The sequence below is a fragment of the Streptomyces shaanxiensis genome, from assembly GCF_039537145.1.
Taxonomy (GTDB): Bacteria; Actinomycetota; Actinomycetes; order Streptomycetales; family Streptomycetaceae; genus Streptomyces; species Streptomyces shaanxiensis.
This window is the reverse complement of the sequence record NZ_BAAAZY010000007.1, coordinates 31,962-45,574: the sequence shown is the minus strand read 5'-3', so window position 1 is coordinate 45,574 and position 13,613 is coordinate 31,962. Positions and strand designations below refer to the sequence as shown.

At 71.3% G+C, this 13,613-nt stretch carries 8 protein-coding genes; 6 read left to right on the top strand and 2 right to left on the bottom strand.

Features of this window, described 5'->3' with window-relative positions:
• Positions 1-33: 33 nt before the first annotated feature.
• Positions 34-1,230 (top strand): JmjC domain-containing protein, encoded by a 1,197-nt coding sequence (locus tag ABD932_RS09330; RefSeq protein WP_345010580.1) that lies wholly within the window; start codon positions 34-36, stop codon positions 1,228-1,230.
• Positions 1,164-2,021, top strand: a complete 858-nt coding sequence (locus ABD932_RS09325) for an aldo/keto reductase (RefSeq protein WP_345010578.1) — start codon at positions 1,164-1,166, stop codon at positions 2,019-2,021. Before ABD932_RS09330 ends, ABD932_RS09325 begins: the two co-directional genes overlap by 67 nt.
• Here the strand turns inward: ABD932_RS09325 and ABD932_RS09320 are convergent.
• Together ABD932_RS09320 and ABD932_RS09310 are read right to left on the bottom strand one after the other, a co-directional pair.
• Positions 2,009-2,866, bottom strand: coding sequence for a hypothetical protein (locus ABD932_RS09320; RefSeq protein WP_345010576.1), 858 nt, complete (start codon positions 2,864-2,866; stop codon positions 2,009-2,011). The genes ABD932_RS09325 and ABD932_RS09320 overlap by 13 nt on opposite strands.
• A gap of 637 nt (positions 2,867-3,503) precedes the next feature.
• Positions 3,504-4,400 (bottom strand): replication-relaxation family protein, encoded by an 897-nt coding sequence (locus tag ABD932_RS09310; RefSeq protein WP_345010574.1) that lies wholly within the window; start codon positions 4,398-4,400, stop codon positions 3,504-3,506.
• 572 nt (positions 4,401-4,972) lie between these two features.
• On the opposite strand from ABD932_RS09310, the gene ABD932_RS09305 reads away from it, so the two are divergent.
• The 4 genes from ABD932_RS09305 to ABD932_RS09290 are packed head-to-tail and all read left to right on the top strand — an operon-like array spanning position 4,973 to position 13,390.
• A complete protein-coding gene (locus tag ABD932_RS09305; protein ID WP_345010572.1) occupies positions 4,973-6,580 on the top strand; it encodes a TIGR02677 family protein in 1,608 nt (535 codons plus the stop codon).
• Positions 6,580-7,923: a TIGR02678 family protein gene (locus tag ABD932_RS09300; protein WP_345010570.1), complete on the top strand. Its 1,344-nt coding sequence runs from the start codon at positions 6,580-6,582 to the stop codon at positions 7,921-7,923. The genes ABD932_RS09305 and ABD932_RS09300 overlap by 1 nt, the downstream gene beginning before the upstream one ends.
• Positions 7,920-12,095 (top strand): TIGR02680 family protein, encoded by a 4,176-nt coding sequence (locus tag ABD932_RS09295; protein WP_345010569.1) that lies wholly within the window; start codon positions 7,920-7,922, stop codon positions 12,093-12,095. The genes ABD932_RS09300 and ABD932_RS09295 overlap by 4 nt, the downstream gene beginning before the upstream one ends.
• Entirely contained in the window at positions 12,092-13,390 is a 1,299-nt protein-coding gene (locus ABD932_RS09290) for a TIGR02679 family protein (protein ID WP_345010568.1), read from the top strand. The genes ABD932_RS09295 and ABD932_RS09290 overlap by 4 nt, the downstream gene beginning before the upstream one ends.
• Positions 13,391-13,613: the final 223 nt, after the last annotated feature.

Sequence of the window (13,613 nt, the reverse complement as noted above, 5' to 3'; positions counted from 1 at the left end):
AATCACGTGGTCGATCCCATGGAGGACGTAACGATGGAACATCAGTTGATCAGCGCCATCGAGACTGCGCTCGGATGGAACGGGGCGGAGGAGCTGGGCAAGGACTTCGTACGCGGGAGCATGGACGACCCCGAACTCGTCTCCCGCATCATGACCCCGAACCGTCTGCTCGACATCGCGATGCGCAGGAGCCTGAACCGCCCGCAGTTCCGGTGCTTCCAGAAGGGCGAAGAGGTCCATCCGGCCATCTACTACACCGACAGCGTCAGCCCCCGCGGCCAGAGCATCCCCATGGCCAACATGCGCAGCCTGGGCAGGCTCCTGGGCGAAGGCGCGACGGTGATCATGGACCAGGCCAACGTCTTCGATCCGACGATGGAGGTCGCCTGCCGGGCCCTCCAGTGGTGGTCCCGTGAGCGAGTCCAGGTCAACGCGTACCTGACGACGAACGACGCCTCCGGCTTCCCCCTGCACTGGGACGACCACGATGTCGTCATCGTCCAGCTCGCTGGTGAGAAGGAGTGGGAGGTCCGCGCGACCTCCCGCGCAGTCCCCATGTACCGGGACGCCGACCCCAACAACACCCCGAGCGACGAGATCATCTGGTCCGGTCTGATGCGAACCGGCGACGTCATGCACATCCCTCGGGGCCACTGGCACCAGGCGACACGAACCGGCATCGGTTCCGGCAAGAGCCTTCACGTCACGTTCGGCATCACCAAGCGCACAGGAGCGAGCTGGCTCGCGTGGCTGGCCGACTGGTGCCGCGAGCACGAGATCTTCCGCCACGACCTCGACCGCTGGCATGGAACCGGCGGCGAGGCTCTGAGCGCGGCTGCCGCCCGGCTCGTAGGTGAACGCTCCCCGGCCGACTTCCTGGCCGCGTACGAACACGAGACGACGCTGCCTCGGCACGTGCCCTTCCTCGACATATTCGGGCCGCTCGACGCCGTGGTGTGTACCACCCACTTCCCGCCCCGCATCGAGGAAAGCGGGGAGACCGTCCACGTCGTGGCCTCCGGGAAGAAGCTCACCCTCACGGCCAAGGCCCTGCCCGCACTGCGTCTGCTGCTCAGCGGCCAGCCGGTCGCGCTGGAGCGAGCCGCGGCCGTCGTCGGAGCCGAAGTGACCGAGGTCGCCGAGATCCTGGTGAAGGAGGAGCTGTGCGCGGTGCTGACCCCCGAGTTGTCCTCGGGCTACACCGGTCTCGTCACGAACGCCGTCTTCTGACCGGAGCGTTGGACCTCGGTGTCACCGCCCTCGACACCAGCAGCAACTACCTCGGCTTCGGCTCGCATGAAGCCCTGGCGCGGACAGCCGGTGACCTGCTGCCGAAGTTCACGGTCTCCACCAAGGTCGGCTATTTCCCGGGGCCGGACGGGGCGGGGCATTCCCTGGACCCCGTACGTCTGCACGCGGCCGTGGAACGGGCGGCCGAGGACCTCGGGCGGGAGCCGGACCTGGTGTTCTTGCACAACCCGGAACAATCCCTCCGTGGAGCCGCCCCTCACAACCAGGACGCGCTGGTACAGGCGTGCGCCACTCTCGACGCGGCCGTAGCGAAGGGACTCTGCGCCGCCTGGGGCGTCGCGTCCTGGGACCCGTCACCGCTGCTGAGCCTGATCGACGCGACCGTACCGAGGCCGGCGGTCCTCATGGTCCGCGCGGGTTTGCTGGTCGGAGCCAGGACTCTGGACGCTGCGGAAGCCCTCACCGAGGCGTGGGGCCTGGAGGGCGGCGAGGTGTGGGGGATGAGCCCTTTCGGGGGCAGTACCAGCACCCCGTTGTGGGACAGGATCGACCCACGCGTCTTCCTCCGGGACGGCAGCCGACTCTCCTGCGTACAGGCAGCGTTCAGAGCCGCCTATCACCTCCCGCGGGTCGGCTCCGTCGCCGTGGGCACCGATGAGCCCGCCCATCTCGGCGAACTCGTCGGCGCCCTGGCGGGCGGGGTCGACGAGCGGACCGTCCAGGAATACCGGAGTCTCCTCCGAGACCGCTCGCGCGCTCAGCCCGCTTGAAGCTCCTCGATGACCTGCTCAGCCATACGCCGGGCGAGTTCCAGCCGAGGGTCCTCCGGGTGCGCGTACGGCCCGAGGATCTTCGAACAGGCGAACAACGTCATCAACTTGCCGTCCCGGCTCTCGAAGTCCGACCGGCGCTCGCGTCTTACGCGATCGGCCAGAGCCGGGACCGCAAGGGAACTCGCCCACAGGGAGGACGCATCCAGCCCCAGCGGCGCGCTACCCCAGTCCTCCCAGTCGAAGAGGCTGAACGTCGGAGCGGTCATGTTCGCCCAGTTCAGGTCCGCGTGGGCCGGCACCCACCGCTCCACGGTCGTATCGAAGTCGGCCGAGAAGACACCGCGGATGGACTCGGTGACGAGAGCCTGGGTGATGGTGACGGTGTCCGGTGTGGCGATCCGCCCAGTGTCCTGTGCCGCCAGAGCGTCCAACGAGGCGTTTAACGCCTCCCACCAGTCGTCCGTCAGCTCCGGGGCCTCACTCAAGATGGCGCTTCCGACGGGAGCCCCAGGCAGGAGTCCGGTTTCGTCGGCCCGCCACATCGCCGACTCGTCTGGGTTCCGCCAGACCACACATCCGTGCCACTCAGGCTGGGCAATGCCTTCCAGACGCGCGGCACTTTCGGTGCCGTTCCATCCCTGATCGGGGATCTTGTCGAGCGAGCGCCGCTCGATCCGCACCCAGGTGTCACGGACCGTCCTGGCTCCCACGGATCGGCGTTTGCGCACCACCGTATCCGGGAGCAGGCGCACCTGCAGAGACCGCTCGACACGATCAAGAACCGAGTCAACCGACTGTACCCGTAGATCAACAGCTTGACCCGCGGAGACCGAGAGCGTCATGGACGTGACCGTAGCAGTGATGCGGCGTGAGGTGCCCGGCGCCGGGGCACGGGCGGTAGCCGTCAGCCGCATCCAGGTCCGACTGTAGGGAGGGCGAAGCCCTGACGCGAGGGGACCATCGCATCGGTTCGCCGACGGCAGACAGGAAACATCCCGCAATGACTGGTATGCCGCGGCACGGCATGTCAACGTACAACGCTCCGCCGGAAGATCTGCCCCGAGCCCATGGAGGCGCCCTACACCCGCACCACCCCACCGACCCTTACCTCCCCTCCCCGACGGACCCGGTGTACTGGGTCACTCCGCGTCACCTTGCCGGTGACGACGGCGCTCTCGCCGAGCGGGTCGGCGACACCCTGGCCGGCCTCGGCTGGCGTATGTGGCCCACCTCTCGCCACACCCTGCGGAGTGTTTCTTCCGAGACAGGCCCTCTTGCAATACAACTCGCACGCCGTCTGTGTACTGCGTAGGCTCCGCATCGAGGCCGCAGGCACTGCGCATCCGCTGCGCACTCGATGCGCAGTTCTCCTGCGCACCGCTGTGACGTGCTGTGGTCGGCCTTCCGGAGCTGTGGTCGGACCTCGTGGTCGGGCTCTGCGCAGCTGCCGTGCGAGGACGGGTGAGCTGCGCAGGGTGCCTAGAAGGGCGGCGACTGACTCCATGTGACTGCGGTGGCGGGGTCTTGGACGGGGCGCCAGACAGGCGCAGAAGGGCCGTTGTTGCGCAGGTCTGTCATGGACGCCGCGAAAATGGGGACGTCCCGTGGAAAGCCGGCCAGTGCCGGGTCCGCGGCGGCCGCGTGTAGGGCGGTGATGCGGGTGGTGACGCCGGCGGGGCCGGTGCCGTCCAGGACGAACAAGATGCGGGGGAAGAGCGGGTAGCTTCGTCGCCATTCCTCGAGCAACGGCTCCTGGCCGATGGTCGGCTGACGCTGCCGCGGGGGCACGGGCACGTAGCGGTGGAGGCGGGCGTAGCCAGTGAGTTTCGCAGCTAGGCGTTCGGGGCCCATCGTGGCCCGGTCGACCTCGACGAACGCCCGCAGCATTACCCCTCCGCCGTCACGTCCGCGCCGGTAGTACATGAGGGCGTCGGGGATGACAGCCTCGCCGCCCCCAACGGGGTGGTAGACCTCGGGCAGCCAGTCCAACGGTCGGCACAACTCGCCGCGGCGGCGCGCGTCCTCAAGGAAGATGAGGGCGGTCTCGGTCACCGTCAGCGTGTGGCCGACCCGCAGCCGCACGGCGGTCGGATCGGACACTGTCTTCGGCGCCCGCCGCCCGCGCAGCTCCGGCCACTCTGAAGCGATCTGCACACCGTACGCGGTGGGAAACCACACGCGCATCCGTCCGGCCCGCGGCAGGGTGATTCGGTCGATAAGCCCCTCGTGTCGCAGCTTGGCCAGCCGCCGCCGCGTCTGCTCGTTCCGCACCCCAGGAGCTATCACCCGGTGCATCTGCTCGGTGGTGGCCAACCGGTATTGCGTCAGCACCGCAAGCGCCAGCCGATCCCCACCGCCCGCATCCACGTCCGTCATCGTCGGCCCGCCTCTCCTGTATCGGGTGGCCCCGTCCTGCCCGGCGCCACGCGTACCGGCAACAGCAGCAGCCGACCCCCACCACGCCTGCGTCCACGAAGGCCCGACCACGGTCACGATGCGACAACACCCCTGACGGCCAGGCCGATATCTCCGCCGATATCCCCGTCTGCAACGGCCCGCACGCTGCCACGCCGTGGGCGGCATCTCCGCAGGTCTCCGCAGTCTCCGTGGCGTGGTCGCCAGCCCGACATCCCCCTCAGCACACCCCCGCGCTCGCCCCAAACCAGAAGAAGAGCAGGTAACAGGGGACGGCGGGCGAACGGGCGGGTGCGTGCCGCCGGGGCATCGGGGCGCCGTTCCCACTGTTGCGCGCCGACGGGCGCCGGCGCGCTCGCGCGTCGAACCCCGCGCCGGCCGGCAGCACCACCCACCAACCGGAGTCCGGGCGGCAGGCACGTTCGCCCCGGCCATCGGCGTGTGAACGTGCCCGAGCCCGTGAGCCCACACGGCCCAGCCGGATTCCCCGAACCTTCTTCGGAGTGTCAGTGCCGGTCCGTACGCTCGACAGCATGGTGGGGGACGAACTGTACGAAGAACCAAATGATGAGCGGTTAGACGAGGGGAGCGGTGCCGAGACCTGGCAGCGGCTGAGCGCCTACGCCTACCTCAGCGCGCCCGAGCGGCTGGAGTACGTCGCGGTGATGCGGGTGTTCTGCGGCACCCTGCTCGCGGACCTCGCCGTACCCGACGTGCGCGCCAAGCTGGCACAGGCGGGTCACCCGGCGGCAGCGCTCGACGCGGAGACACTCACCGCCCGGCTCGAACAGCTCGTGCGCTGGGGCAATCTGCTGCGCAGCACGCACACGGTCACAGCGACCAGCATCGCCGAGTACCAACGCTCCCGCTCCCGCTACCAACTGTCCAAGCTGGGCGAACGGGTGCAGCGCGACGCCGATGAGGTGCTGGCGGGAGCGGACGCCGCGCGTGAGGTCAGCAGTGAGTTGCTCACCCTCGTCGACCGGGGGCTCAAGGAGATCGCGGCCCTGGCCGCCGCGCCGGGCGGCGCGGACCCGCAGCAGGCGCTGGAAAAGATCAGCACCCTCTTCGCGCAGTTCGCCGAATTCGCCGAGTCAGTACGGGACTTCTACGCGTACCTCGGCCAGGTGCTCGCCCGCTACGACCTCGATGGAGCCGAGTACCAGGGGTTCAAGGAACTGCTGCTCGACTACGTAGAGGCGATCACCGAGGACGTGTCCTTCCGCGCCCCGCGCATCGCCGCCCATCTGCGCGCGATCTGGCCTCACCTACCCACGCTGCTGAGCTGCATCGACGCCCATGCGACAGGCCTCGGAGCACTTTCGGACGCGCTGCCCGAGACGCGGGTGCAGCGCAGTCGGGGACGGGAGTTGGCCGACTGGGAGGGGCTGCGCGACTGGTTCGCCGACAGTGACGGCCATGGCAGCCAGGTGGACCAGCTCCGGGACGCGACCCTGCGCGCCCTGCAGTCGCTGCTCGCCAACGCCAAGCGGATGCTGCGCTCCGCGTCGGGCGAGATGTCCCGCCGCAAGGACCTGCTCAGGCTCGCCGCCTGGTTCGACGCCGCGGAGCCGGAGGAGGCCCACGACATCGCGGTCGCCGCTTTCGGGCTGTACGGGGCACGGCATCTGGGCGTGGCGCCGGATCCTGACCGGTCCGTACCGGCGTATGTGAGCTGGTGGACCGGACCTGTCGTGGACGTGCCGGTGGCGTTGCGCGAGCGTGGCAGCCGGGCCCCGCGCGGGCGGGCCGCGGCGGTGGAGAACCACGGCGAGCAGAAGCGCCGCCTCATGGAAGAGGCGCGCGAGCAGGCCGCCGCCCGCCAGGCCGCGGCCGCCGAACTACGCAGCGCGTCCGGCCGGTTCGACCAGGTCAGGCTGGGTTCCGCGGCCATGCGGCTGCTGCTGGAACTCCTCACCGCCGCCCTCGGCAACGCCCAACTGCACAAGGAGGCCGGTGATTTCCAGCTCGACGGCGCCCAGGCAGGCGATGCGGATCTGGGCATCAGACTGACGGCGTGGCGCACCCCGGGCAGGCACACCCTCCTGCGTTCCGCGGACGGCGACCTGACCGCAGACGATCTCACCCTGACTGTTGAGAATGCCTCGTCACCCGCCGCAGCCGAGGAGGCGAGCGCCTGATGCCCCTGCCCTCCGCCTACGACGTGGCACTCGCCGCCGAACGACGGGCCGCCGCCCGCCTGCTGCTGGCCCACCCCCTGGTCACCAGCAACGGCCCGCACAGCGACACCTTCCCGCTGATCCGCCGCCACGCCGACTGGCTCGCCCAGCGCTTCCAGCAGGTGTTCGGCTACCGACTCCTCGTCGAGGCGTCGTACGCCCGCCTGTTCAAGGCCGGCCTCGGCCCCGGCTGCGGCCACCGCCTCGAGCGGCCGTCCACCGGCACGCCGTTCACACCACGGACGTACGCCTACCTCGCCCTCGCCCTCTCGGTCCTCGTCACCGCCCCGGAGCAGCTCCTGCTCTCCCAGCTCGTCGCCGACCTGAGGGCCACGGCCGTGGACGCCGGGATCGAAGTCAGTGACACCGGGCGTCAAGCAGAGCGGCGCACGCTCGCCGCCGCGCTGCGCCAACTCGTCGACTGGGGCGTGCTGGCGGAGACCGAGGGCCACGTGTCGGCCGTCGCCGAGGAACGGGGCGGCGAGGCGCTGCTGAGCGTGGACCGCGAGATCGCCCGCGCGGTCGTCGCCGGACCGCTGGCGCAGAGCCGCGACGGAGCGGATCTCGTACGCCGCGCCGCCGATCCCGGCTCCGGCGGCCCGCGTACGTACGTGCGCAGACGCCTCGTCGAGACACCTGCCGTCCACCTCGACGACCTCACCGGAGCCGAGCGGGAATGGCTGCGGACCCGGCAGCGGCGTGAGGCCCAGGCCTTCTCCGAACTGCTGGGCCTGGAAGCGGAGATCCGTGCCGAGGGCATCGCCCTCGTCGACCCGGACGGCGACCTCACCGACCTGCACCTGCCCGGCACCGGCACCGTCGCCCAGGCGGCGCTGCTGCTGGTGGGCCGGCTGGTCGACCGGCTGCGCCCCGAGGATCCCGGCCACCCCGCAGTCGGCGGGAGGCTGGTCATCGGCGTACCTGTCCCGGGCGGGCTGTTGCCGGAACTCCTCGATGAGCTCGTCGAGGAGTACGGGCGACGCAGCAACTGGCAGCGAGGCCTGCTGGAGGACCGGGGCGGGCTGCTCGCGGCCGTCCTCGACCTTCTTGTCCGTATGGGCCTGATGGCGCCCGCCGGCCCGGTGCGCGCCGACGGCCACGGCCTGCCCGAGGGATACGAGGACGCGGCGTTGGACGGCCGGTCCGTCACGGACGTCTCGGGCGCCCGAGGGCAGGACGGCGCGGGCGGCTGGGTGCTGCTCGCCGCGGCCGCCCGGTTCGCCACCACCGTGGCCGTCGCGTCCCGCACGGAACAGTCCCCAGCAGACGACGTCTCCCAGGAACCCGAGGAGCCGACCCGGTGAACCACCCCCTGTCCCCGCACCGCTACCGCCTGCACCGCGCCGGCATCAGGAACGTCTGGCAGTACGACGAGCAGGAGTTCTCCTTCGGCGACGGCCGCCTGCTGCTGCGCGGCAAGAACGGCGCGGGCAAGTCCAAGGCCCTGGAGATGCTGCTGCCGTACCTCCTCGACGGGGACGCACGCGCTCTGGATGCCACCGGGACCGGCCGCACCACGCTCCTGTGGCTGATGCTCGACGGATTCGAGCAGACCAACCGGCTGGGCTACCTGTGGGTGGAGTTCACGCGGACGGACGAGGAGGGAAACGACCACCACCTCACCCTCGGTGCGGCGATCCGCGCCTCCCAGTCGACCAGGACGGCCAAACCGTTCTTCTTCGTCACCCCGCTGCGGGTGGGCAAGGACCTGCACCTGGCCCCGGCCGGCCAGCCGCTGCCGGTCGACCAGCTCAAGTCGCTCGTCGGGCCGCAGAATGTCACCGACCGCGCCGTGGAGCACCGGGCCCGCGTCGCCCGCCACCTGTTCGGCCTCACCGATCCGGCCCGCTACCGCAACCTGCTCCACCTGCTGCACCGCCTACGGCGCCCCACCATCGGCGACCGCATCGACTCCGGCGGTCTGGTCTCCGTCCTCGCGGAGACGCTGCCCGCGCTCGACGACGAGGTCGTGGAGAAGGTGGCCCGCAACCTCGACGACCTGGACGCGGTACGCACCGACCTCGGGCGCCTGGAGCGGACCGACGAGGCGCTGCGCACCTTCCTGACCGGCTACCGCGGCTACCTGCACGGGGCGCTGCGCCGCCGGGCAGACGAGGTGAACGGCGAATTGGAACGGCTGGCGGAGCATCGACGCTTGGCGGGCGAGGCGGCGAAGAAGGCGGAGAAGCTCCGTACGAGCGAGGACGAACGCACCGCCCGCCTCGATGTCCTCAGGGCGGAGGCGGATGCGGCGGAGACGGATCTCGCCGCCCTGCACGCCAGTGCCGCCTACCGCAGTCTGCAGGAACTCGGGGAGAAACGTGCCACGGTGACCGCCCTGCACAGCGCGGCGGCGACCGCCTTCAAGGCCCTGCGCCAGGCCCACAGCACTCAGGAAGAGACAGGACGGCGGCTCACCGAAGAAGCCGGAAGGCTCGGCGGAGAACTGGTCGAGCTCGGCACGGCACACAGCGAGTTGCTGCGCGAGGCGGAGCGCTCCGGGCTCGACCCCGTGCACCTGGGCGAGCCCGCGGTGGCCGCCGTCACCTCGGTTGCGGCTGCGGCGGCGGCCGAACTGACGTCCCCGGACGGCGACTTCCACCTCGTGCGGCAGAGCGAGGTGCTGGCCGTCGATACGGAGGCCTGCGCGAGAGCCCTGCACGCCTGGGACACCCAACTGGACGCTGCTGGGCCGGTGATCAGGCATCGCGTACGAGCCGTGACCGAACTGACCGCGCTCATCGACAAGACGCGCCGGGCCCAGGCAGAGGCGCACGAGGCCGATGCCGCTCGGGAACGTCTGGAGGAGCAGGCGGACGAGGCACGTGAGCGGGCCGGACGCCGACGGGAGGAGACGGCACGCGAAGGGGAGGCGTACGCGGGCGCCGTGCGGACCTGGACCGAGCGGCTGCAAAGCCTCACCGGCGTGTCACTCGACGCCGTACACGTCCTGATCGCCCACGACCCGTCGCAGGGTCCGCTGCCCGCCCACGCCCCCGACGAGGTGGCCGACACCGCCCGGTCGGCCGTCGACCCGTGGCTCGCGGAACTGGGCGAACAGCGCGACGCGCGTGCGGTGACGATCCACGAGCTGGCCACCGAACAGGACCGCCTGCGGCGTGAGCGCAACGACTGGGAAGCCCGCACCGACCCCGAGCCCGCGCCCCCGCCCCACCGTTCGGCACCCCGCACACCCGGCACCGGCGCACCCCTGTACCGGCTCGTGGACTTCGCCGAGGGCCTGGAGCCGGTGGCCCGGGCGGGCCTGGAAGCCGCACTCGAAGCGAGCGGCCTGCTCGACGCCTGGGTGTGCGCCGACGGCACCGTCCTGGACCCGGCCACGCGAGACACCCTCCTCACGCCCGGCACACCGCCCGCCGGACCAACGCTCGCCGAGGTACTGCGCCCGGTCATGGCACCGGACAGCGGGGTGACGACCGAGCAGGTCGAGCGCGTGCTCCACGCGGTGGCCCTGGTCACGGACGGGACTACGGGCACAACGGCGGAATCCGCGATCGGCATCGACGGCTCCTGGAAGCTGGGCGTCGCCCGAGGCCGTCACACCAAGCAGACCGCCGAGTACGTCGGAGCGGAGGTACGCGCCGAGACCCGCCGCCGAGCCCTGGCCGAACTCGACCGGCAACTCGCAGCCGTACAGGAGGAGCTGACAGAGCAGGAGAGAGGCCTACGGATCCTGACGGAGCACCGCTCGCAAGTGGCCGACACCCTGAGCCACCCGCCCACGGCACGCCCACTGACCGACGCATGGGCCCGTACCACCGAGGCCCAGCGCGCCGCACAGGTACTGGCCGGCAAGGCGTCCGCAGCCGCCCGCGAGGCGGAGCAGACGCGCGCCCGCGCAGTCGCCGCCCGGCGTGAGGCCGAGGCGACCGCGAGCGCGAACGACCTCCCCGTCGACCCGGCCGCGCTCGACTCCGTACGCCTGTGTCTGGACCGCCTCGGCACGGGCACGGAACGACTGCGCAGGCGGCTGCGTGCGGTGGCTTCCTCCGCCGACGCCCATCGCCAGAGCCGCGAAGGCTACGAGCGCGCCCTGACGTCCACTCGGGAAGCGGAGTCCGACTACGCCGAGCCGCTCGCCCGCCTGGACGCCGCCCGCCGCACGGTCCGGGGCCTGGAGGAAGCGCTGGACGCGCCGGAACAGGAGATCCTCGCCCGCGAGGACGGGGCGAAGCGACGACTGGAGGCGGTGGGGCGTCAACTCCCCGGTGCGGAGCGTGACTTGAGGGACGTACATGACGAACGCGTGCGCGCGCAGGAGGACCAGAGAGTACGGCGGGAGGCGCTGGCCGCGCAGGAGGGCGAGGCGGTCGCGACTGGCGGGCGACTGCGTACGGCACTGTCCCTGCCGGGTGTGACCAGGGGCGCGGGCCTCGACATCACGGCGCAGGACGAGGGAGGCGAGGCGCACTTCTCCGAGGACCACGCACCCGACCGCACCAAGGCGCTGCGCCGGCTCGTGGAAGCCGTACGGAGCCGCCTGGACGCCGAGCGGCGCGACATCTCCGACACCGCCCTCCTCAACCGCCACACCGACCTGCGCGACCAGCTCTCCGGAGGCTACGACGCCACACTGGAGGAACACGACGGCATCAAGGTCTGCCGTCTCGTCGACGACCACGGCCCGCATGACATCGCCGCGGTCGGCGAGCGCATCGCCGCCCAGGCGGCCGAGGCCCGCGAACGGCTGACGGAGCGCGAGCGCGAGGTGTTCCAGCGGTTCCTGACCGGAGAGCTGGGCGACCACCTCTCCGGTCAGGTCCTGGCCGCGGGCGCCCTGGTGGCCGCCCTGAACGGCACCCTGTCCACGGTCCGGACGTCACACGGGCTGGGCGTCACGCTCGACTGGAAGCTGGCGGACGGCGTGGAGGCCGACGTCCAGGCGGCGGTCGACCTCCTGCGCAGCCCGTCCGGCCTACGCACCCGCGACCAGTCCGAGCAGCTTCGCGACGTGCTCCAGCGCCGTATCGAAGACGCCCGCCGCGCCGACCCCGGCGCAGGCTACGCGGCCCATCTGCGCACCGCCCTCGACTACCGCGACTGGTTCACCTTCACCCCCTGGGTGGTCAACGACGCCGCCCCAGGCAGCCGCCGCAAACTCTCCGGCCGCACCGGCCTCAGCCAGGGCGAGCAACGCGTCCTGTCCTACCTGGTCCTCTTCGCCGCCGCGGCCGCCCACTTCACGAGCCTGGCCGAAACCGCCCCGCACGCGCCTCGGCTGATCCTGCTGGACGACGCGTTCGCCAAGGTCGACGAGCCCACCCACGCACGCCTCGGCCGCATCCTGGTCGACCTGGACCTGGACTTCGTCCTCACCAGCGAACGCCTGATCGGCAACTGGCCCGACGTGCCCTCCCTGCACATCTACGAGTGCCTGCGCGATCCGCACGTGAGGGGCGTGGCGACCCTCCACTACACCTGGAACGGGCGGCAGAGGCGGCTGGTGTCGGTATGACGAGCCACCGGGCACTGGACGCGGCGCCCCTGGACGCCGAGACGCTGGCCTTCCTGACCCGGCCCGGCCTCACCCGCCTCTGGGCGGCCGCACGCACCCGTCTCGAACGCAACGGCCTGCAACCGACCGGCACGATCAAGCTCCAGCACGTGGACCCACCCGAACGCGAAGCCCTCTCCCTCCTCCTCGCGAAACCGCTCACCACCTCCACCGCCACGATCCACCTGCCAGACCTGGACACCCGCCTGCGCGCCAGCGCGGTCGGCCGCGGCCTGGCCGAGACACTGGCGGAACTGGGCCCTGCCCTCACCGACCGCCGAGCGGCCAGGGACGCGGCGGCGGCGCAACGGACCGGGCTGTGGTCCGCGGCGGAGGCGACCCTCGCCGCCACACCACTGGCCGCCCAGCCCTGGGCGGCCCGATGGCTGGAGGAGACACGGCGTGCGGGTACGGTCGCTCGCCAGGACGGGAGCACCGCGGCCACGGTCCTCACACAGGCGATCCAGACCCTGGCCATGCTGTTCCCCGGCCCAGCCGCAGAGCCCACCCCCGCCGTCTGGGGCCGCGGCGAGTTGGCCACCCGCACCACCGGCTCGGCCCACGGCCTGGACGACGGCACCCTGCTCTCCCGCCTGGTCCTGCGCGGCATCGCCCTGGCGTCCGGCACCGACTTCCCCGTCGACGCACCGGGCCGCCGGGCCCTGTGGCGCCTGGCCTCGGTCACCCCGGACGAGGTGTCCAGCACAGTGCTCACCTACGGCCTGCGGCCGACGGGCGCGACCTGGGGCGAGAGAACCTTGCGCGAACGCGCGGACCACAACCTGGAAACCCATCTCACCCTGCGCGAACTGCGTGCCCTGCACCTGGAGATGCCCTCCCGCACCCGGATCCACGTCTGCGAAAACCCACGCGTGGTCGAAGCCGCCGCCGACGCCGGCTGCACCGAGCCCCTGGTCTGCACCTCGGGCAGCGCGACAACAGTCGTCCTCACCCTGTTGGACGCGCTGGCCGCCACCGGATGCGCCTTCGCGTACCACGGCGACTTCGACTGGCCGGGGATCGCGCTGGCCAATCGTGTCCTGGAGCGGTACGGCGCGCAGGCATGGCGCATGGGGACGGGGGACTACGAGTACCTCGCCACCCGCACCCAGGTTCACGGCACCCCGCAGCTCCTCCTCACCGGGCCGCGCGTAGAGGCCGTGTGGGATGCGGAATTGGCCCCGGCCATGGAGGCCCTGGGCATCGCCCTCCACGAGGAGGCGGCACTCGATTTGCTCCTGGAGGACCTCAGCTAACCCTTGCGGGAGCGGCGTGCCCAGACGACTTTGCTGGACTGCGGCCGGGGTTCGCTGCCCCATTCCGTCGCCAGTGTGGTGACCAGGAGGAGATCACGGTCGGATTCGGCTGCGGGGAACCGGTGGGGGGACAGGTAAGGGCGGGCGCTCGCCTCGTGGCTCGGCCACTTCGATACTCCCGACGCCGACGCCGACGCCGACGCCGACGCCGCTGCAACGCCCA